We start from the raw sequence: 21529 nt of genomic DNA on the forward strand, positions 1-21529 counted from the left end.
TTTTATCACTACAAAATAATAACTATAAAGGTGATGAAGTATGAGTACGGTTAATATCAACCTTACGGCTAATACATCTACATATGTACAACGTCTGAAGGATGCTAAGACCCAAACAGAACGTAACCTGATTATGATGGAGCAGCGAATTGATAAGTTTGCTCGACAATCTAAACGGGACTTTGGAAAGGTAAATGACACCTTTGATTCACTGAGTAAAGTTACTGGTGCTGTAGGTGCTGCAATCGGTGCTGTTGCTGCTGCTGGTGCATTCGTAACGGTTACAACCCAGATAGCTTCTACAGTACGTGAGATGGAAAATATGTCTCGTGTTGCTGGTATGGCTGTTCCTGAATATCAGGCTATGTCGTATGCAGCAAAGCAGTACGGTCTTGATGTGGGTCAGATGACAAGTGCAAGCAAGGATGCGCTAGAGAAGATTGGTGATTATCTCAATACGGGTGGAGGTGGTTTACAAGACTTTGCTGATGCTATGGGTATGACTACTCAAGCTACTACAGAGTGGGCTGAGAGCATGAAAGACAAGTCAGGTCTTGAGGTTCTTCAGCGTATGTATACCGAGATGGAGCAAGCAGGGCTATCTTCCAATCAAATGTCTAATGCCTTGGAAGGTATGGGTTCAGACCTTACTTACTTGATGCCCCTACTGGCTAACGGTGGTATGGAGCTATCAAGGCTCACGGATAAGTTCAAGACAGCAAACACTGAACTCTCTCCTACAAAAACCAAGGTGTATAAAGACCTAGCTGAAAATGTAGATTTACTTGCAGGTGCATTCACCACATTCATTACTAATGCCCTTGCACCTTCTGCTGAGTTGTTTAGTGATGTGTCGTTAGCTGCTGCTGAATTCCTTGGGTCAATGAATGAAATCACTGTTGCTAGTGTTCAGGCTGAGATTGATGGACTAACTAAGAGTACTGAATCTTATCAGGCTGCAATCACTAACCTTGAAGGTGGGCGTAATTGGTTCGGTACTAATGAAGAGGTTATTAAGTCTCACAGGGAAGAGATTGCAAAGAATGTAGATAAGGTTGCACTGCTCAATGCAAAGCTAGATGAGCTGAAGAAGGGTGAGGTTACTACTCCAGAGGTTATCCCTCCTACGGGTGATGTAATTACTCCTAATAAGCCTACGGTAGACTCAGGGGAATCTACAGGCCATAAGAAGACAGAGCTTGATGAGATTGCACACCAACAGCGTATGCAGCAAATTAAGCTACAGTCGGCTTTGACCATTGCAGATAAGTTAGCTGCTCAGAAGGAGCTAGACCGTCTAAACAATAAGGCTTTGATGGCTCAAGGTGTTGCAGACCAACAAGCTATTAATGATTTGGAGGTGGCTCAAGAGTACCAACGTATTCAGGCTAAGGCTGCTGCCACTGCTGAAGGTTATGCTAATGAGCATGAGGCTCAGATTGAGCAGGCTACGTTAATTCAAGAGTGGCTGAAGGAGCAATACGAGCTAGGCCGTATCAATAAACTTGAACACGATGAATTAATGTTGGCACAGACCCAAGCTATTACTGAAGCTGAGACTGCTTTGATGCAGCAAAAGTTTGCAATGGTCAGTGATGCTTTGAGCGGTATCAGTACTCTATTCGAGCAAGGCAGTAAGGAGCAGAAGATTGCATTTGCCGCTGAGAAGGGTGTAGCTATTGCCGAGGCTATGCTGATGATGGAAAGCAATGCTATGACCGCTTCCTCTAATGCTATGAAGTCTCCTGCTGCTGCTTCCTCTCCTGATGGTGGTTTAGCTATGGCGACTGCTGCTGCAACTATGTCAAAGGTTAAGGATGGTATTAGCATTGCTAAAATGACTGCTGCTGCTATTGGTCAGTTTCACTCAGGCTCGGATGAAGTAGACCAAACAGGCAGTTACATTTTAAAGGCCGGAGAGCGAGTGATTCAGCCTACAGCCAACAAAGATTTGACCCAATACCTTAAAACTAATAAGAGTGGTTCAGAAGCTACTTCTATTAAGTCTGATTTGGTTATCCAAGGTGATACCACTATCAGTGAAGAGAAGTTCCTTTATATGCTGGGTCAGCATCGTGAGAGTCTTGCTTCTTTCACTCGCATGGCTCAAAGAGAAAACCCAAACCTATAACAATAATAATAAGCTCCTCTTAATGGGGAGCTATTGGGAATAATATGATTACGTTATCTGATAATGATTTCATCATTAGTGATGTGAAGGTAGAGCACTTAACTCCGTCATTCTATACAGAGGGTTTGAACTTTGTAGGTAATGGTATGGGTCGTGGTCTTCATCGTTTGAATATTGAATGTAGTGTTCACTTTGCAGATGAAAATGATATTCGAAAGTTTCAGGCACTAATGCTACGTGTTCAAGGTCGAACCACTCCATTCAATTTATCTCTTCAAGATACAACTGATGGTAAAGGTTTCTTCAATCCACTATCACTTGATATGTCTGGTTCACTTGGTTCTCAATTGAAGATTGGTAATAAGCACATGACTGTTATTGGCCTTATTGGTTCATTACCTGTAGGCACTATGTTCCAGTTTCAGAATGATTCTAAGATTTATACGGTAACTACCGTTACTGGTAATAAGGTTGAATTCTATCCTGCTGTACGTACTGCCCATTCATTACGTGAACCACTTAACTTCAAGCCTGTACCAAGAGTTCGACTAACTGAAGATAAGTTCAGTATTAAGTATGAGCGTGGTTCTAGTGTAACTATCAAAATGATGGAGGCTCTGTAATGAAGGAGGGCTTCTACTGTTCACTGGTATCACTGGACTTACGTAAGGTGAACCAAGGTTTCATGAATCTTACTGATGCTGCATTTGATGTGGAGAAGGATGGGATTCTATACCGTGCATTTGGTACGTTACTTGCCATTGATAAGATTACCTCTGAGAATAGTCTTACCAGTAAGGAGATGAGTATTACCCTTTCTGGTATCTCTATGGATTTCCAAGACTCGGTTAACTCTAATATCTTTCGTCGTGCTCCATTGCTAATTCATAAAGCATTTGTACCTGATGGTTCAAACGTAGTTGAAGAAGCTGTTGTGTATTACAGAGGATTCACTTCTACACCTGAAACCAATATTGATTACAAGTCTGGTTCTATGGCATTGAAGGTAAGCTGTAAATCTATCTTTGATTTAGACCGTAAGCCTTCACTATGTCGTGCAAATAATGCCACACATCAGGCTTACCATTCTGGTGACTTATTCTTTGCGTATGCTAACCAAGACCTGAAGGATGATGTGATGTGGAAGCAGTAATTCAGAAGTATAGAGGTCAATCTCTTACCTATGGTGTATTGGATTGTAATCTGTTGGTTCTTGAATTAACTGACTTCGACTTATCTAAGATTGAACCATATAGCACTCTTAAAGGGGGTGCTATTTCAATTGCCAAGGCTACTCAGTGCAATTCTCCAACTGACTACATACATTCATTAGGGTATAAGCAGATAAGCCCTCTCAATGCATTTGATGGGGATATTCTGATTGATGGTATCCATTGCGGTATCTATTTGAATGGTTCGCTATTTGGTATACATAAAGCTACCAGTACTTTTCAGTTTCAATCTTTGACTATAGAAGCACTTCAGCAAATGAAAGTGTTCAGCAAATAACAATAATAATAAAGGTGAACATATGGCAGGTGTAACTGTTGCAGGTGTGCTTACAGCTCTTTCAGCAGCATCAGCAATTGTCTCTTTGGCTATGGCTATATCCATGAGGCCAGATGGAGCTAAAGATACGGGTGCAAACATTGACCGTAAAGGTGCAGACAACCCTAAGATTGTTCCTTTCGGTAACTGTCTAGTTCCTGCTGTTCGAGTATGGAATAACGTAAACGATTCAAATACACGTTGGTTGTGTCAGGCTTACTCATTGGGTGTAGGTGAGATTAAGGCAGTAGAGCAAATCTATATTGATGGTGTGCCTTACTTGGAGGGGGTGTTGCAGCCTAATGCTTGGTATGACCTCAAAGCTAGTGCTGAGTTTCCTAACGTATCTCTTGGTTATCGTACAGGTCGAGCAACTGAGCAGGTTTTCACTGAGTTATTAGAGCATAGTGATGGTGAATGGACTGAAGCTCATAGAGGGGATAAGACAGCTTCTCTATCAATGCTGATTGAGCGTTGGATTAATACTGAGGGTGATAACAACATTCGTGTTGTGAGTGACACCTTAGACGTTACAGCTATGGTTCAGGGTAACAGGGTAATTGACCCAAGATTAGACCCTAACCTGAATGGAGTTATGTTTGATAGTTCTCGTGTCTGGGTATCGAATGGTAAGGACGTTTACCGTAACCCTGCTTGTGTGCTTCTAACATACTTGGTTGATACCTACTACGGCATGGGTATTCCTGCTGATGCTATTGATGTGAAGTCATTCGTTGACCTTGCTAACTACTGTGAGCGTCAGAACATCTTCTTCGATGGTTATGTAGACCAGAATCAATCTTTCGGTGATGCACTTAAAGACATGGCAACTAGCTTTGACGGTGTTATTTACGTCGAGGATGGCATGATTCGAGTCAAGGCAGACAGACTTACTTCTGCTGTTGCTCATGTTACTGAGGCTGATTGCGTTGGTTCATTCAAGCTATCGAATGCCAATGATTCAAGCTACTTCAATATTGTAAAAGTAGAGTACACAAACACTGCTACTTATCATGCTACGGATAAATATGTACTACCTGTTGATGTGCTTCCAGTGCATCAGAATGATGGCTTCGAGAAGATTAAGGATATTAACTTACCCTTCACTGCTGAAGTTGATGGGGCGTCATTCGTTAAGCATGTAGCTAATAAATCTTTGAAGGCTGTTAAGTATCAACAGACCATTGATTTCGAGTTGGACAACACAAAGAAAACTCTACGTATCTGGGACGTATTCACCCTAGATAATGATGCCTACAAGCTCAAGGGTGCAATGTTCCGTGTTGATAAGGTCGTAACGTCACTTGATGATAAAACGATGGTTACGAAGGTTACAGCTACTCAGTTTGAGCCGTCTGTTTATGATGGTTCAGATTACGAAGACGGTAATACTTCTGACCCAACACTGCCACCTTCAAACCAGATTCTTGAGCCAGTTCAGTTAGAGTTTGTGCAGACAGGTTTCTCTACTACAGGTACAGGTACACTATCTTGGGTTTCACGTTACCAACGTGAGCATAAGACAATCATTGAGTACAAGTTAGATAGTGCTCCTACATGGACTCGTGTTGGTGAGTTCCAAGCACTAACTCATAATTTCGTTGGGCTGTTAGCAGATACTTATGATTTCCGTATCCGTACACAAACCTTCAACGGCTCTACATCGAACTGGGCTTACCTAAATGATGTGAATGTTACCTCTGATGTTTTGATGCCTACTGTTACAGGTTTGAAGGGTACATTTGAAGGTAAGAGTGCTCGTATCTCTTGGGATGATATGACCCAAATACCTCTAGGTTCTAGTACCTATGCAGATGTGTTTGCTCATTACGAAGTTCAGGTTTACAAGGGGCAGAATGAGTCTTATGCAAGTACCTATACAAGCAAAGACAATTCCTTTACCTACACGCTAGATATGAATACTGAGGATGGTGGTACTGACCGTACTCTGCATTTCAAAGTATTGATGGTGTCGAAGGATGGAGTTAAGTCTCAAGATACTGCTGATTTGAATTTGAAGAATGCTCAGTGTGCTCAACCTTCTGGTGTAGATGTTAGTGGCGTACTTAGTACTGTCTATGCACGTTGGGATGAAGTACCGGAGATTGATTATCTTGGGTCTGAAATCCATGTATCTGTTGACCCAATCTTTACAGCTAGTTCTGAAACCTTAGTTGGTATCAGTCATGGTGAAGCCTATCCAATCACTCAGAGCAAAGGTAACTACTATCTTCGTATCGGTCACTTCGATGTATTTGGTACTGATGAGATGGCTTACTCTGACCCCATGTTCTTCACTCAAACAAGTGTTGATGATGAGTTAGAAGACCTACCTACATTTGATGAGGTACATGGTTTCATTGGAGAGTTGCAGGGGGAGATTAACCAAGCTCTTGAGGATATGGACGGTGTTATCAATCAAGTTGAATCCTCACTATCTTCTGAGTTAGATGGTGTTCAGGCTCAGGTTAATACCAACAAGGTATCCATAGCTGATACCAATAAAGCAATGACAGCTTTAGAGACTGAGCTTAGTTCTGAGATTGATGGTGTGTCTGGTGAAGTTGGTTCTGTGAAAGCAAACCTAGCTAATAACTATTACACCAAGACTCAAACTAATGGTCAGGTATCAACAGCTATTGCTGCAAGTGAATCAAAGCTCACTGCTGAAATTGATAAGAACAAGGCAAGCATTAGTACATTGAACCAAGTAACAGCTACTACTGATGGGAAGGTAGAAGCACTCACTCAAATTAAACATGACGTTAACGGTAAAGTGTCAGGTTTGATTATGGGTAATGATGGTGAAACTAGTACCTTTGATGTTATTGCTGATAAGTTCCGTGTAGCTAGTACTCAAGGTACTCAGGCTGTCTTTCAGGTAGTTAATGGTAAGACAACTATTAAGGAAGCACTGATTGGTGAATTGAATGCAGAGAATATTGCTGCTGGTGCAATCATGGGTAATCATGTTGCATCCAATACCAAGATAATTGCAGGGCAAGGTAACACTGCTGTAATTATGGATGGTCAAAGCTATACGCATCGTTTATATGCTGGTTCGACTAATCCAAATAGTGCCCCATTCTCAGTTACTAAAGAAGGTAAGCTGTATGCACAAGAGGCTGAAATACATGGTGCTATCTATGCTTCAAGAGGTACATTCTCTGGACGCATTGAGGCATCTGAAGGTTTCTTTACAGGGCAGCTAACGGGTAACTCTATTATAGGTGGTAGAATCCAAGGCGGTTCTATTGATGGTTCGGTTATTACTGGTTCTGAGATTTATACAGGTACTACCTATTACTTGTGTATGGGTGATAACAGTGCAACACGTAATTACCCTAATACCTCTGTTCCTGTTTCTTGTAGTGAGAATGTATCTAACACCATGACTGTTAGTTTTCCTCATAACGGGCAAACACCAGATGTACTACCTACATATTATGCAGCAGGTGATATTTCTGTTGCAGGGAACTATTCAAAAGAGAGACCACGATATAAGACGGTAGCTTATGGGTTCTTCTCTATGGATATTCATAGACCATCTACAGGAGGTTCAGGCTTCTTGAATGCCACTATCGAATATGTTGCTAACAATGGACGTGTTATCTCTAGTGCTCAAATATTCGATTCCTATGCAGGTATCGTATTAAACAGAGATGTAATGGTGGGTGGTATTCCGTGGAGGGTAACAAGCTGTAATAGTAATAAGTACCATGTGAAAGATGTAACCATCACTTCAAATAAAGGTAACTTTGGTGGGTGGGTTACAGACCCTAATGCTATTGGTAGATTCCGTTTGAGAGTTGGCTCTACTCATGATGGTGGTGGTACGGTGACGTATCGTTGGAATTTCAATAACTCAGTTGACCCAAGGTAATTAAAGATGGAACAACTATTTCCAAGTTACTCAAGTGAGAAGCGTGGTTACTTATTTTATGATGATGTAGGTAATGTGGTTGGGGTGGACTTTATTGCTTCTCTCCGTGACTCAGAGAAGACCCGAAGAGAGGGGTTATACCTTTCATGGTTGGAGGCTGAAGTACCTAATGAGCGTGCATGGAGAAATGCAGAGTTAACTAAGACAGATTGGATGCTTGCAGAAGATGCTACTTATGCTGGACGTACTTTAGCAAGTGATACTCGTTTGAATGATATTAAAGACTATCGTAATAAGCTCCGAGCATATAACTTACGTTCTGATGTAAGACCAGTTAGGCCGGAGTGGTTTACAAGTTAATCTTGCTGTATTGGCTCAATTAGCTTAAATAATAAAGGGTCTCTTAATGAGGCTCTTTCTTTTACTCATAATAAAAATAATAAGAGAGTAAACATGATTCAACGTGCTAATCACGATATTGAGATTTATCGTGGTGATACCCCAAAGTTCACTTATCAGCTTGTTCAAATGAATGTTGATACTGGTGAAGAAGAGCCAGTTAGCCTTGCTGCATACACTATTACCGCTCAAGTAAGACGTGGTGCTGATAGTGCTGAGGTCTGGTATCAACTTCCTATTGAAAAGACAGATTCAACCAATGGTGTGTTCAGTTGGCAATTAACTAAAGCTGACTCGGAGAATCTATTATTACCTGCATCTCCATTATCTGATTCTGCTGTTTATGATATTCAGTTAGAAACTAATGGAGCAGTGTTTACTTTCATTGCTGGTACTTTCAAAGTTCTACGTGATACCACACGAGGTTAATTACATGTTGGTAATGAAGAATAATAAGACAGCTAAGGCTGTTGAACCATCAAACCTAGCTTTAAAGGTATTGGTTCGTCAAAGTAATGGTATCGGTAATGAAGTATCCCGTATTCACGTTATACATAACGTAGGTATTTACGATAGCTTTATGAAGGGTATTCATGAAGAAGTTCATAACATGTATGAACAGGTAAAAGATGTCTACGTACCTATCTGTCAAAACAGTAGCTACAGTGCTTCAGAATCAGCTACAGAAGCTCGTACAAGTCAAGTTGATGCTAACACCTCCATGACTAAAGCGAGGTCTTATAAAGATGCAGCAAAGGTATCTGAGACTAATGCTAAGACTTCTGAGACTCGTGCTAGTGCAAGTGCTGCTACTGCATCGAACCATGAGGATAACGTTACTGAGTTGCATGCTGTAGTTGTAGATAAGCATGGTGATGTGGTGGTTCGTCATTCTGCTATTACCAATATGCATTCTACTGTTGGGTCAAAACATAGTGATGTAGTTACCAAGCATACTGACGTTGTGAATAAGCATCGTGAAGTTGAAGCTGACCGTGCAGAAGTTGCTACCAATAAGGGTATTGTTGCTGCTGATAAAGCTACTGTTATCTCTAATAAGAATGAGACTAACCGAGCTAAAGATGCTGCTATTGTTGCTCGTAATGAAGCTGAAGGTTTCCGTAATGGTATTGAAGACCTACTAGAAGATGCAGAGGTATTTGCTTCTGATGCTGCTATCTCGGCTACTCAAGCACAAGCAAGTGAAGAGGCTGCTGAAGGGTATGCTAATCGTGCTGAGACTGCTGTAGCTGCTGTTACAGGTGCAATGCTAGAGATGGGTCAATGTGACTTGTCAGGTGGTGTCTATCCTGCTCCTGCTGTAGATAGCAATGGACAGAAACGTTCATGCTTCTGGAAGGTTACCAAGGCAGGTACGGTATCAGGTACTCAGTATGGTATCGGTGACTCTCTTGTTTACTCTGTTCAGATGGATGACTACTACAAGATTGATAACACTGAATCAGTTACTTCTGTTGCAGGTAAGCAGGGTGTTGTAACTCTAACTACTGCTGATATTCAAGGTTTGGATTCTGCACTAGGTGCTGCTGGTAAGGTTGATTCTGTTAATGGTCAAACTGGTGTAGTTAATCTTGGTTGGGGTGATGTAGGCGGTAACGATTGGTTTGTTGATGATTCAGGGCACACCACGGTAGCAAGGAAGCGTTGGTTAAAGGCTGGGTCAGATTCTGTTGGTATCATTCCCCACACTCACAATAAATCTCAACTAGGTACTTCTGCTTGGACTTGGGAAGAATCATGGGTAAAGACTTACCGTGGTGAAGGTGTAGATGTAGTTGGTTGGATTCAAGGTGGTAAAGGTGTATTCCAGTCTGACACTCCTTCTGCTCAAATTCATATTAAGAGAACGAACCAATCTTCTAATGTGGGTATCCATTTCGAAACTAATAACAAAACACGTTATTTAGGTATGAATGATGCAGGGAAACTTTGCTACGGTTCAAGTGTGAATCAAGCAGAGAATGGTGAGATTTATACTACAACTAATGCACCTTCTGCTGCTGCTGTTGGTGCATTACCTGCAAATGGTAAAGCTACTGATTCAGATAAACTAGATGGACTAAATTCCACTGATTTCAGTCGTTCGAACCATGCACATAACTATCTACCCCTAAGTGGTGGTGCTGTTTCTAACACTCTTACCGTGGATAGTGTTGCTGCTAATACCTCTACACTTGTGCTTCGAGGTAATGCACAGCAATTAACTTTGAAGAATGCTGCTAATAAGTCGTGGCATCATGAGGTGCTTGGAAGTAACTACAACATTGTAGAGTCTGGTGTAGCTATTAGAGCTATCTTCTCTCCTGCTGCTTTTGATTATAAAGGTCAAATCAAAGAGAACGGGGTTAGAGTGTACTCCTCTACCACATTACCTGCTGAGAACAGACGTAAGATTACCTATGGTACTGCTGCACCTAGTGGTGGTTCTGATGGTGATATTTATGTTCAGATTAGTTAAGAGAAGTGTGGTATGAGTACTTTTGTTAATGTGAATGGGACTTGGAAGAAAGCAATGACAGTTTGGGTCAATGTAAGCGGTACTTGGAAAAAACAAAAAGCTGATGTAGTTAAACCAGTTATTACAAGACAACCTGTAAATGATACTGCTGATGCAGGTAAAGCAAACTCCTTTAGTATTGCAGCTACAGGTACAGGGTTGAAATACCAATGGTATAGAAATGGTTCGGCTATTTCAGGTGCTACGGGTAGCTCATATTCTGTAACGTACAGCACAGTAGTGTCTTACCAGTTTAAATGTCGTGTAAGTAACGAGGGAGGTTACGTAGATTCAAGTACTGTAACGGGCAATTGGAAGGCTGCTACATTGCATTGCTCTTTATACGTGGGTGAGGATTTTGGTATGTATGGCTACCGTTCAGGGATGTTTGGCTCACTGTCTCCTACTGCCTTTAAGGATTATACCGTTACCGATTTATTTGTTGCAGGGGCAACAATTAGGCTCTCCTTGTCAGGAAGTGTTGGGAATACTGTTGTAATGGTGGTTAACGGTAATACGGTCACGTTAACTAAGGCGAGCGATTCGAACGATTATACAGGTACAAACTCTCCTATCATATCTTACATTTCGGGGAGCGCAGGTAGGACTATCCCAGTTACTCTAAAATAAGAATAAGAATAAGAAGGTATAAATGAAAGCGGTAGTATCAATGTTATTGGTTCTCTGTACAGGCTGCACTGTTATTGTTGGTTCAGACCATGTAGCGGTAGAACGTCAGTCAGAATTGATTGAACCAAGTCTATTTAAGAAGTAAAACAATATAAGGGAGCAAAGACTCCCTTTCTTCTACTCACAATTATAAGAATAATAAAGATGAGCGAATTTAAGAATACGTACTTAGATATTACGGCTAAGGACTATCTCATTAAAAATGATGATGGTTCAGTTACTAGTATCAAACATAATTTAGGTAGTGGTGGTTCTGCTGCTACTGCATATAACTTTGCTACTGCTAAATCAGACTTTGATGCTATGCGTTTCAAGCGTAAGTCAGATAATGCTGGTTCTGGTTTTCTTGAGTGGGGTACATCACCTAGTGGTGCTACTGTTAATCGTGTAAACGAAGGTATGTATTCTTTTGTAGGGGATACTTCTCTTGCAAGTCTTATGTATCTAGGACGTTCAGACACCGATTCTCAAGGCACTTCAAGAACCAAAGAAGCTATTGCAGTAGTTGATGGGGTTTCTCTATTTATTGATGATAGTTTACCTAAAGCTGCTAAAGCTATTAAGTTCCCTCCTGCACCTAACGGTACTAAGACCTACGATAGTGCTACAGGTACAGTTGTAGATTTCACTAAGGATGTAGACCCTAAGTATGGTGATGTAGCTTCCGACACTAATGAAGCAGTTGCTCGTGCTTTTGAGGGTAAGGTTATAAACGGTGATTTCCGACAAGGTACTGCTTCGTGGGGTTCTACTAATGCGGCAACTGTTGGAATGGTTGCGGGAGTTATGAGGCTCACTCAAGATTCTGAGGGTAATGGACAATTAGGCAGTGTGGGTACTGGGCTTAAACTTAACACACCATACCGTGCTGAAATTGTAATTAAATCTTCTACAGCACCTCGCATTGATTTCTTGATGGATAGTGAGTTCTACCCTTTAAAGGTAGGGGTGAACGTTATAGATTTTACACTAGTTACTCATACCTCTACCTCCGCTATTGTAAGACATGCGTATGCTAATGCTGGTGAGTACACGGAGGTTGTTAGTGTCTCAATCCGTCCGGTATCAGACAAAGTAATCACTACTCGTAAAGACCTAGCATTCCTTGAAGTATGGCATGAGACCGTAGCTGAGAAAGACGTTATCTATCCTTTTGGTAACGTACAGTATGGTTCTACTTCTTGGGAAGGTCTTGCCCTTGATAATGAATTAGTAGCTCAGGGTTATTCTGCTTTCGGTGAGTGGGATGAACTAACTACTGGTTACGGTATCAAGGCTTCTACACTGTCTTTCCTAGATATGTGTAAGCTAACGCATGACCCAAGAAACAACCTCTACTACGATGCTGAGACTAAGCATTTGGTTCAAGTGCGTTACCGTATACGTGTTGTCGAAGGTTTGGGTGATGATTGGTTAAGCATTTACAACTTTAACTCGGTAAGAGCATTGCGTTACAAAGGAGATGGCAATGACATTGGTGTTAGAGCACAAGGCACGTTAGATGTTAGTACTGATTGGGCAGACTTTGGTAATGCTTCGGAGGGCTTCTATCAAAGTAGTTACTCAGGGTTTGAAGGTGATTCATCTGATGTTTCAGTATTCCAAGCGCCTAATGCCTCAGATACTAATAACCCATTCGCATTGCCTATCGCACTAGTACAACGTCTGAACCAAGGTGCTTACCATCCTGTTCATAACCCTATGGGTTGTCGTGCATTTAATACTGTTGGTGTATGGAGTCATGAGGAGTGGTACAGCGATGATATTTATGTGCCAAACACCTTTGTTGATTGTTTTATTGTAACTAGTGGTAATCCAGACAGTGGTAATGACTACGGTGCATACAACTCATCAGGTAAGATTGGAACTAACTCAGGTCGTCCAGCCAATGACCCATATCAGTTCTTCGATGCAATCTATGCAGGTCAGGTAGAAGACTTACGTTTATCTGCTCGTAAGCTAGATGTGAATAAACTACGTGAAGATGCTATCCGTAAATCTGTAGCAGGTACTATGCGTGGTAAGGGTAAAGCTCCTTTTACAACTTTCACTAATCGCGTGATTGGTTCAGGTTCTCACTCTGCGCGTGCAGAGGGGTATAGAATGGTTAATTCGAACGCCTATATCTATGCTGACTGGCAATCTGGTGACTATGCTAACGGTGAGTTGGTTACGGTCTGGGATACTACCAAAGGTGTTAAGTTTACTGGAAAAGTAATCTTAATAGACACTGGTGCAGAGTTGGTGTTATCTCATGTGTCTACAACTCTCACTAATGGTAATAGTGCAACAACAACATTCGTTGGAACTGAGAAAGAACTAACACCTGAATTCGATGATTTACCTTGGGTCGATATTATTGGTAAACCTGAACGTATTGCAGCTACATTCCCTAATGGTGTAGTTGGTCAGTGGATTCCTCAGATTCCTGATGGTACGTCTAAAGAGTACCTATTCAACCGTAAGGTGAGTGATGCTAGGTTAACCCAAAAGTTATATACAACGGATGATGGTGTTACTTGGCTGGCCTCTTCTTCTTCTGGATTACCTATAGATAGTGTGCGTAATTCCATTACGGAGATTTGGAGTGGAGATACTGTAGGTTTGGATGTGTATACAACTAAATCAAACTTCACCGAAGCTGCAAACTCCTCTAAAGTGGTTGGTGGTGTGGGTGATGTGTTGATGACCCAACGTTACCTGAACACGTATGGTAACCGTGTGTGTGGAAGCTTGATTGGAAAAGTTGCCACGTCGAATACTGGTCAAGGTTCAATCAACACGTTTGTTGGAACTATGGTTACAGACTTTTTGGAGAATGGTGAACTTTCAAATGTGCGCCCAATAAGCCACGCACAACTAGACTTTGCAGCACCCCAAAACAACTCACCAGCAGTGAAAGCACTATCAACTATCACTGAGAAAGATGGTCTATTGTACTTGCAGTTACATGGCTCTGAGTTGAAGTATCACTCTAGTGGTGATAATCGATGGGGTGATACAGTTGCAGGTACAATATACACAAGCCCTTATGGTGTAATCCCTATTGTTGACAAAGAGGCTACTCGCACAGACCTTAACGGTAATGTGGTTAAGACCTTCTGCCATCACACAATGATTCCATTGGGTATTGCAGATAACATTGGTGGTAGTTCTGTGGTGACACTAGACGAACCAATCATGACTATCCCTTCGTATTACGAACCAGTCACTAAACCGTCTATTGTGCCTGAACTGTTACCGGAGATTTGATGTGAGCTTTGTGAAAGGTACTTTGATGGGATTGTTCAAAGATAAATAGCCTATCTGATAGGTAGTAAAAAATAAGACCACTCAATTAAGAGTGGTCTTTTATTATCTAGCCTTGAACCAAGTTACATTGATTCCTTACCTTGAATGGCTCATTACTCTTAGCTTCTCGGTAGACTACCTTACAATCTTCATCAGCTTTCAATGTGAATACTGCACGGTTCTTAGTGTAAGTAACATTCCACTCTTCAATGTCCATGAGACTAGCTGTAATGCCTGATGCCAATGCAGCAGGGTAATCATGAACCATGACTACATCCATTAGCTCTAGTGACTCTGAGACGTGTGCAATACGTGCAGACTCTTTCAATGTACTTTGTAATTCAGTAGCAACTGCTTCTTTAGCTGTATCAACTACAGGCAATAACTTAGGAATAGCTACAGCACCTAAGATGCCCATGATTACAATTACAACTACCAATTCCAAAACACTGAAGCCTTTCTGTTTCATTTCTGTATCTCTATAAGTTATGAGTAAAACACTCGGTAAGGATTCCGAAGGAATCTATCTAGGTAAAAATAAAGCTACCCGAAGGTAGCTAGTTCATCTCAATACTTCTCTGTTGTATTTCTCATGGGTCATTAGTTCCCATTTCTTACCTTTATTTAATAGACGGTAACGAAGAGTGACTTCTAGTATTCGGTATTTATGTTTGTGGGATATGCGTGCATGAATCTCATGGTTCTCATACATACATATAAGTTGGTTAGCTTTGATTTGAATATGTGTTGGTATCTTCATGAAGGGTGCTCAGATATACAGAGAGAGGATTACTCCTCTCACTGAATCAAGTTATAAGGTGATAGCTTCTAAGGCTGTGAGACGTTGTTTAAGTCGCTTCTCTCGTTGCTTTGAATCCTTCAATAATAAGGACAATGTTAAGAAGGCTACGAATGCAAAGAACATAATGAATTCCACGGTGATACTCCTGATAATTAAATGATGGTTCGATTAACCAATGATGATGATTTTGTATTTAGCTGAACCATCAAATCCAAAGTCTTGAGGTGTAACACCATCAGCTTTAAGCATTTCAATATATGACTTCAGCTTACGGTTATGTTCTTGGTGAGCAGTAACTCTATCTCTATTAACTTCCCACATAGCATCAATTACATCTTTGAGCATATAAATAGAATCACAATCCATACGTTTACTAGCAGCTATGATTCTACGTGTCTGTACCTTGCTCAGTTGGGTCATTACTTCAGACCATTGAACTGTATCAGGATTATGTTGCATCCTATCTAGGTTCTTCTGAAGGGTTAATACGAAGCTCTCTACATCAATATCTGCATCAGCACGTAATGTTGTTTTGGCAAAGTTTAAGCATGAAGACATTTTTTGATACTCCAAATAATAATAGTCTTGTGGTCGCCATCAATAATTAGAGGGCAATGAGTTTGGTCATAGATACGAACCAATAAATCAAGAGGGATATTCCAGTTCACAATAAGTGTTTCACATACATATAAGCTAAGAAGTAAGCCCATGAGGTAATTGAGATGAATGCAAATAGCATGGCTTTGAATAGCATTGGGGTTTGCCTATCTTGGGTAATTAATTAACTCATCCGTGAGTACATCAATTAAGCTAGGGTGATTTTATTCTTACTTCTCAATGCAAGTAGACGTGCTTCCAGTAGACGTACCTCTACCTCAAGTTCCTCTTGAGATGGTTCATCAGAGTAGTCAGGAGTAATATGTTCATAGGTAGTAGCTACCTCTTTATGAGTAGGTACTGTTGGTGTGCCTAATACTACTTCTGCTGTAGGTGATACTAGGTTTACGCTACCTTCAATAATTACAGGGTTAGCTTTTACACCAGTAGTTACTTCGAATTCCTTAATAGCTTTAGCCTGAGTAATTAAGGCTGCATGAATGTTGTTGTCGCTATGTAATGGAATATATGCACGGATATTGTGAGCATTACCTTCTACGTCTCTGATACGAATGTTTAACCATGCTTCAGCATCTTTCTGTTGATTGGCTTTATGGTTCGTTTGTGGGTTGTTACCAAGTTGAATAGACATGTTGTTACTCCAATTAATAGTTAATGAGGTAATTGCTTTATTACCTTTAACGTCGGTAGACGTTTATTAATATGAGAACCATGACTATCTATTACAGTCTTTTAGATACTATCTAATATGTGTTTGTGTATGTGTTTGTGTAAAAAACAAAGGACTACACAATGGTAGTCCTAGTTTATTTACTCTGAGTCAGGTACAGGTATTCCGACTGATTTCCAGTATTCTTCTGTATTGAAGTTTTCTGATTTGCCTTGTCCCTTAGCTGCTACTTTAGCTAATTCAATAGTACGCTCTGTTTTAGCGATTTGGGATTCAATCTCTACGATGTCAGACATGTTAGCTGATGCACGTAGTAGTGGATTGATGATAGGCATGATTAAGCCTAGTGCTTCGAATAGTGAAGTGATGAATGACCAGATAGATGACCAAGCGTTGCGCATGTTGTTTCCTTTAATAAGTTAATGGTTTAGTTCCTTTAGCATCGGTAGATGCTGTTGTAGGGGTATAGGTGAAGTATGGGGGGGCGGGTATTCCTTTATTGATAGCCTCACCTAATAAGTACTACACCCTTACTTCATGAGGTGATTTTCCTAAAGGATTTTAACTAAACTTAATAGAGGGTAGGGGGGTGGTTTGTATATGAGGTTATTGGTTCAATGCATGGTTCAAAATATATAGCAGAGAATTTCCTATAAGGGCTGAACCATAAAAGAAAAGAGACCGTAGCCTCTTAATTAAGTTCCTTCATAATCATTGGTGCAATTAGACGTGCATCAGGAAACTTCCATCCTAAATCAGTCTCAACATACTTAGTACCATACGTTCTAGTAATCTGAGGTAAACATGCTTTATGAAATGAATGAATGTCTTGGAAGTATTCTAAGGTGTAACCTTCTTCACCTTCTCTATTACGTCCTACCATTGCATTGTAGCAAGCCTCTGGAGACCTATTCAGGTACACAACTAAATCAATCTTAGGGTATGCCTTCAGATGTTCTTTAATGTCGTAGTAAGCAGCCTGATAAGCTCCTGTAGCACCTTCAGTAGATAGCATGTTGCACTGAGTAAATACCAAGTCACTGAACAGTGAGCGTTCAATAATATAGTTACCATCTGGTAGACTAGCTAATAGCTTCTGTCTGGTTCGGGTAATGTACATTTGGAATTCAGCACGTTTATCAGCATCGTTAGGATTATCAATGAACTGTTTAAGTAGCCTATGGAACTCTGGGTCTTCGTCTACTGGTTCTTTTACTGTTTCCCAAGTATCACCTGTTAACGTTGTTAGGTGATTGGCTAGGGATGCAATAAGGGTAGACTTACCTGCTGCAATTCCACCTTCAATAGCTACTATTTGCATCTGTTGTTCTCATGTGTATTTAATTGACTGTCATTAATAACAGGTACAGTGAATCTGTAAATAGATAATCCCATGAATAATCCTATGAACGATATTGTGGTTAGTATGACTTTGTTTATACTGCTCTCGTTTATTTCCTACCTTCAAGGTTAACCAATGTCAGCATTACAAAAGCAAGAGTCAGGTAGTCACTACAAGAACCAAGGCATTCAGCCTATTGAGTACATTCATGCTAATAACATGAGCTTCATGGCTGGTAATATAGTGAAGTATGTTTCTCGGTATAAAGAGAAAAACGGTGCTCAAGACTTATTGAAGGCTAAACACTACATCGAGTTGATGTTAGAACTTGAGTTTGGGGAAGTGACTATTCAGTAAGAATAGTGATTGATTTGAAGAAGGGTGGCTTATGCTGCCCTTTTCTTTTATTGGTTCATTATAAAACTAATTGAATAAACTTCTTATGATGTAGGGGGTATAGTTAGGTTATGTTTGTACTCGTAAAGTAGTACATAGGTTTTAGGGAGAATATAGCAGCGTACTTGTTAAGTAGTACATGGAGACCCTAGTTACCATCTAGGTGTATGAAAGGTATGATTTTGATAAGTAAAGTAAAGGGCTTACTTTAATGTCTAGGTTGGATATAGATTCGGTCTAAATTGACCATAGAATATAGTTTTGGAATTAGTGAAAGTTAGTACTTAAATCACTACTGTGGCAGGTTTTCAGAGGGTAGGTAATACGTATGGATAGGTTTAGGTTAGCTCTCTTCCTGATGCGTTACAGGAGCTTTTAGGAATAGCAGAAACTAAAAAGCCCTCTCCGAAGAAAGGGCTTATTGATTTGTACTATCTTACCAGTTGAAGCTTACTTCTACTCTACCGTCGTCACTCTCGACTACTGACCCATCTACCTTAGCTGGTACTACTTCTGTCTTAGCTTCGAATGCTTGGATACGTGGAATCTCTACTTCTGCAAAGAGTGGTTGAGACATATCTAGTACTTCAGTATCAGTAGTAGCTTCAACTCGGTTAGCTTTAAGCTGCTCTAGGTAGTTACCGTTACTCTGCATTGCTGCAATGGATTCTAGTGCTGCCTTCTTCTCTCTCGCTGCATCTCTGAAAGGATTTGGTTCATCTTCTTTACGTTGTGCTGATGCTGATAGTACTGGTTCGATTACCTTGTACTCTGGACTATCTTTGAAGGTCTCATTGTAGTGAGCTTGTAGTTCTTCAATCAGTTGCTTCTGTTTAGCGTGGTTAACGTAAAGGTGAGTGATTGCCTCTTGGTACTGAACCATGTCATAACCGCAGCTTGTGAAGTGTTTGGTAATCTCACCAGTCTTCTTGATACCGTCTTTGTTTTGCTTCTTAGCAATCAGGGTATCAATTACTTCAATTGGGTTTGAACCAAGGTCTTTAGCTTCAAAGGTGATTTCTACCTTAGCTGGCTTAGTTGGTTCTTCGAACTGTGCATAGAACGCTGCACTCTTTTCTTTAGCTAGTTCATTCTTAGCTTTGATTGCAGCTTGCTCTGCTTCCAGACTATCTAGTTCTTCCTGAGTGAACTCCACTACTTCATAAGTAGAGGTTGGTTCTTCAACAGTAACTTCTTCTTCATCTGAACCAAACAAGCTCTGACCAACTACAACCGGAGTAGATGAAGTCTCTGCTACAAGTTCAGCTTCTCTCTCTGCCTTACGTCTTGCTTCTTTCTCTGCATCGATAGCAGCGTAGTGAGCTTTGTACTCTTCAAGAGTGTTAAGACCCAAGGCTTTCATTTCATCTAGTACGGCTTGTGGTACTTCAATCTTAGGTTGAGCATGTTTAGCAATGAAGTCATCAAGAGACATACCGTTTAGTAGTTCAAGACTAGCTTCAGTGATTGGCATTACCTTGTAACCTTGCTCAACGACTGCGCTTAGTTGTTCGTTCTTAGTGGCTAGTTCGTTGATGGTGATGTTCTGACGTTGTGCTGATTTGGTGAAGCTGTTTAGGGTAGCGTTCATTGTATTTACCTCTTGGGTCTTAATGCATGTAATTAGAGTATTTGTCTTGAATTAGCTGTGCCATCTGAGGCATTAAGCTAAGGTCGTCAGCCTGTTGAACAGTGAGGTGTAAGATGTCTCGGTTAGCCTCTTTAAAACGTGACATTAACGACTGTGGTTTTGACCCAATTAGATTGAACACGTCTTTCTTCTTGTTGGTCTTGTCTTTGGTGATAGTGATAACACCGTTCTCTTCCATTGCTTTAAGTGTCTTCGACTTATTAGCAGGGGAAAGTGTTGCTAGGTGAAGGTTAAGTTCTTCACGAGTCTTAGGAGTAGACAGTGCTGCTTTAACCATTTCTTCAGCTTGGTTCTTAACAGTAGCTTTAGTAACTGCTGCCTTTTGAATTGCACCGTTGAAGATTGGAGCTAGTGAACTAACTATCTTACCTTTTGAGTCTGAACCAAGTTCCACAACTTGCAGATTGTGAGTAGATGGTTCTTGTTCTTCTGCATCCTTCTGCTTGTCTACTCTAAGCACATACTGAAGGTTTCCCTTACGTTCCATAACCAATTCATAATCCATTGCTGCGTACAGAGCAGATGAACCACGAGCACCTTTAGAGGTGTCTTTACCAGTATGGTGAACTACTAAGATTGAGCATTTGCATTCTTGCTTGATTCGGTCACAAGCTGCTACGAAGCGGCTAATATCCTTTGCACTGTTCTCTTCACCTGAGAAGCATCTTGCTAAGGTATCGAAGATAACCAGTTCAACCTGTTCAACTTTAAGTAGCTTGATGATGTCGTTAACTAGTTCGTTGTCTAGCAGGTCAATGTAGTTACCGTAAACAGCAACTTCTGCTGATGCATTCAAACCTGTTGCAGCATCCCATGCATCTACTCGTTTACTAACACCAGCCTGACCTTCACCAGCCATGTAGAGCACTCGACCTTGCTTAACTTCTTTACCGTTCCAAGGCTGACCTGTTGCAATTGAGCAGGCAAAGTCTACTGCTTGGAATGACTTATAGGAGTTCGAGGGTGCTACCAAGCAACCAAAAGACTGTTCTGGAATGTAGTCTTCGATAGTCCAGTTAGCTGCTTGTTTCCAGCTTGCTGTGTTATTTACGATTTGGTTTAGAGATGTGATGTTCAGTTTCATTGTTTGTACCCTTGTCGTGGTTCAATTCGTATTCGCTGATTAGTGAGCGAACTACTTGAGATAGGCTGACTTGTCGTTCAGTCCCGATTGCTTTCAACTTTGTTTCTAGTTCATCGTTCAGAGTAAGGTTGATGGTCATACTCATTCGGCTGTCTCCTTGTCCTTGAGGTAAGCCTCTAAAGCGGCATCAATGAACCACTGAACAGGTCTTTCTTCTTGCTCGGACAGTTGCTTTAACTTCTCAATGTGAGTGAGTTTAAGTCTTACTGACATTGCTTTCTTTTCTATTGGCTTTGCCATTTGTATGTCCTCTTGTGAGGGGGAAAGGAATCTCTCAGTTACCTGAGAGGGTGATGATGTTCCATGTTGTTAAAGAGCTTGGTTTGGCTTAGTGCCTCTCCGTTGGAAATAAATATAATGTATATACACGTATATACACAAGAACTTTCTTCATTATTTTGGAAAATTTTCAGAAAAGTTTTAAAGGCAACTTTTGGAAGATGTAG

The 21529-nt window shown here is 40.8% G+C and carries 20 protein-coding genes; 11 read left to right on the plus strand and 9 right to left on the minus strand.

Going from position 1 to position 21529, the window contains the following annotated elements:
- Positions 1 to 40: 40 nt before the first annotated feature.
- The 10 genes from Q365_RS0104605 (at position 41) to Q365_RS0104650 (ending at position 14421) form a co-directional block, all read left to right on the plus strand.
- A complete protein-coding gene (locus Q365_RS0104605; RefSeq protein WP_028022239.1) occupies positions 41 to 2131 on the plus strand; it encodes a hypothetical protein in 2091 nt (696 codons plus the stop codon).
- 44 nt (positions 2132 to 2175) lie between these two features.
- Positions 2176 to 2754 (plus strand): hypothetical protein, encoded by a 579-nt coding sequence (locus Q365_RS0104610; RefSeq protein WP_028022240.1) that lies wholly within the window; start codon positions 2176 to 2178, stop codon positions 2752 to 2754.
- Between the two features lie 62 nt (positions 2755 to 2816).
- Positions 2817 to 3284, plus strand: coding sequence for a hypothetical protein (locus Q365_RS0104615; protein ID WP_155858987.1), 468 nt, complete (start codon positions 2817 to 2819; stop codon positions 3282 to 3284).
- Positions 3272 to 3640 carry a C40 family peptidase gene (locus tag Q365_RS0104620; RefSeq protein ID WP_028022242.1) on the plus strand — a complete coding sequence of 123 codons (369 nt, stop codon included), beginning with the start codon at positions 3272 to 3274 and terminating at the stop codon, positions 3638 to 3640. Before Q365_RS0104615 ends, Q365_RS0104620 begins: the two co-directional genes overlap by 13 nt.
- Positions 3641 to 3662: 22 nt before the next feature.
- On the plus strand, positions 3663 to 7562 hold the full coding sequence (locus Q365_RS0104625; RefSeq protein WP_028022243.1) for a phage tail protein: 3900 nt from the start codon (positions 3663 to 3665) through the stop codon (positions 7560 to 7562).
- A gap of 6 nt (positions 7563 to 7568) precedes the next feature.
- Positions 7569 to 7922, plus strand: a complete 354-nt coding sequence (locus Q365_RS0104630; RefSeq protein WP_028022244.1) for a hypothetical protein — start codon at positions 7569 to 7571, stop codon at positions 7920 to 7922.
- A 93-nt stretch (positions 7923 to 8015) separates the two neighbouring features.
- Positions 8016 to 8390, plus strand: coding sequence for an immunoglobulin domain-containing family protein (locus Q365_RS0104635; protein WP_028022245.1), 375 nt, complete (start codon positions 8016 to 8018; stop codon positions 8388 to 8390).
- 4 nt (positions 8391 to 8394) lie between these two features.
- The gene (locus Q365_RS0104640; RefSeq protein ID WP_028022246.1) at positions 8395 to 10440 is read left to right on the plus strand and encodes a hypothetical protein; all 2046 of its coding nucleotides are present in this window, start codon (positions 8395 to 8397) and stop codon (positions 10438 to 10440) included.
- A 12-nt stretch (positions 10441 to 10452) separates the two neighbouring features.
- Positions 10453 to 11109, plus strand: a complete 657-nt coding sequence (locus tag Q365_RS0104645; RefSeq protein ID WP_028022247.1) for an immunoglobulin domain-containing family protein — start codon at positions 10453 to 10455, stop codon at positions 11107 to 11109.
- A gap of 204 nt (positions 11110 to 11313) precedes the next feature.
- The gene (locus Q365_RS0104650; RefSeq protein ID WP_028022248.1) at positions 11314 to 14421 is read left to right on the plus strand and encodes a hypothetical protein; all 3108 of its coding nucleotides are present in this window, start codon (positions 11314 to 11316) and stop codon (positions 14419 to 14421) included.
- 106 nt (positions 14422 to 14527) lie between these two features.
- Here the strand turns inward: Q365_RS0104650 and Q365_RS27310 are convergent, their stop codons facing one another.
- The 6 genes from Q365_RS27310 to Q365_RS0104685 form a co-directional block, all read right to left on the minus strand.
- Positions 14528 to 14929, minus strand: a complete 402-nt coding sequence (locus tag Q365_RS27310; protein ID WP_051563734.1) for a prepilin-type N-terminal cleavage/methylation domain-containing protein — start codon at positions 14927 to 14929, stop codon at positions 14528 to 14530.
- A 93-nt stretch (positions 14930 to 15022) separates the two neighbouring features.
- A complete protein-coding gene (locus Q365_RS27500; RefSeq protein WP_035024355.1) occupies positions 15023 to 15220 on the minus strand; it encodes a ParE family toxin-like protein in 198 nt (65 codons plus the stop codon).
- Between the two features lie 210 nt (positions 15221 to 15430).
- Positions 15431 to 15820: an H-NS family histone-like protein gene (locus Q365_RS0104670; protein ID WP_028022250.1), complete on the minus strand. Its 390-nt coding sequence runs from the start codon at positions 15818 to 15820 to the stop codon at positions 15431 to 15433.
- Between the two features lie 247 nt (positions 15821 to 16067).
- Positions 16068 to 16511 (minus strand): hypothetical protein, encoded by a 444-nt coding sequence (locus tag Q365_RS0104675; protein WP_028022251.1) that lies wholly within the window; start codon positions 16509 to 16511, stop codon positions 16068 to 16070.
- A 179-nt stretch (positions 16512 to 16690) separates the two neighbouring features.
- On the minus strand, positions 16691 to 16951 hold the full coding sequence (locus tag Q365_RS0104680) for a hypothetical protein (protein WP_028022252.1): 261 nt from the start codon (positions 16949 to 16951) through the stop codon (positions 16691 to 16693).
- 290 nt (positions 16952 to 17241) lie between these two features.
- Positions 17242 to 17871 (minus strand): deoxynucleoside kinase, encoded by a 630-nt coding sequence (locus Q365_RS0104685; protein WP_028022253.1) that lies wholly within the window; start codon positions 17869 to 17871, stop codon positions 17242 to 17244.
- Between the two features lie 156 nt (positions 17872 to 18027).
- Between Q365_RS0104685 and Q365_RS0104690 the strand changes: the two genes are divergently transcribed.
- Positions 18028 to 18249 carry a DUF3310 domain-containing protein gene (locus Q365_RS0104690; RefSeq protein WP_028022254.1) on the plus strand — a complete coding sequence of 74 codons (222 nt, stop codon included), beginning with the start codon at positions 18028 to 18030 and terminating at the stop codon, positions 18247 to 18249.
- A gap of 475 nt (positions 18250 to 18724) precedes the next feature.
- Here the strand turns inward: Q365_RS0104690 and Q365_RS0104695 are convergent, their stop codons facing one another.
- The 3 genes from Q365_RS0104695 to Q365_RS26660 all read right to left on the minus strand — a co-directional run bounded on the left by Q365_RS0104695 (position 18725) and on the right by Q365_RS26660 (position 21323).
- The gene (locus Q365_RS0104695) at positions 18725 to 19879 is read right to left on the minus strand and encodes a hypothetical protein (RefSeq protein WP_028022255.1); all 1155 of its coding nucleotides are present in this window, start codon (positions 19877 to 19879) and stop codon (positions 18725 to 18727) included.
- A 19-nt stretch (positions 19880 to 19898) separates the two neighbouring features.
- Positions 19899 to 21023, minus strand: a complete 1125-nt coding sequence (locus Q365_RS26100; RefSeq protein WP_051563735.1) for an AAA family ATPase — start codon at positions 21021 to 21023, stop codon at positions 19899 to 19901.
- Between the two features lie 141 nt (positions 21024 to 21164).
- The gene (locus tag Q365_RS26660; RefSeq protein ID WP_155858988.1) at positions 21165 to 21323 is read right to left on the minus strand and encodes a hypothetical protein; all 159 of its coding nucleotides are present in this window, start codon (positions 21321 to 21323) and stop codon (positions 21165 to 21167) included.
- Positions 21324 to 21529 lie beyond the last annotated feature (206 nt).

The organism is Enterovibrio calviensis DSM 14347 (genome assembly GCF_000621165.1).
GTDB classification, from domain to species: domain Bacteria; phylum Pseudomonadota; class Gammaproteobacteria; order Enterobacterales; family Vibrionaceae; genus Enterovibrio; species Enterovibrio calviensis.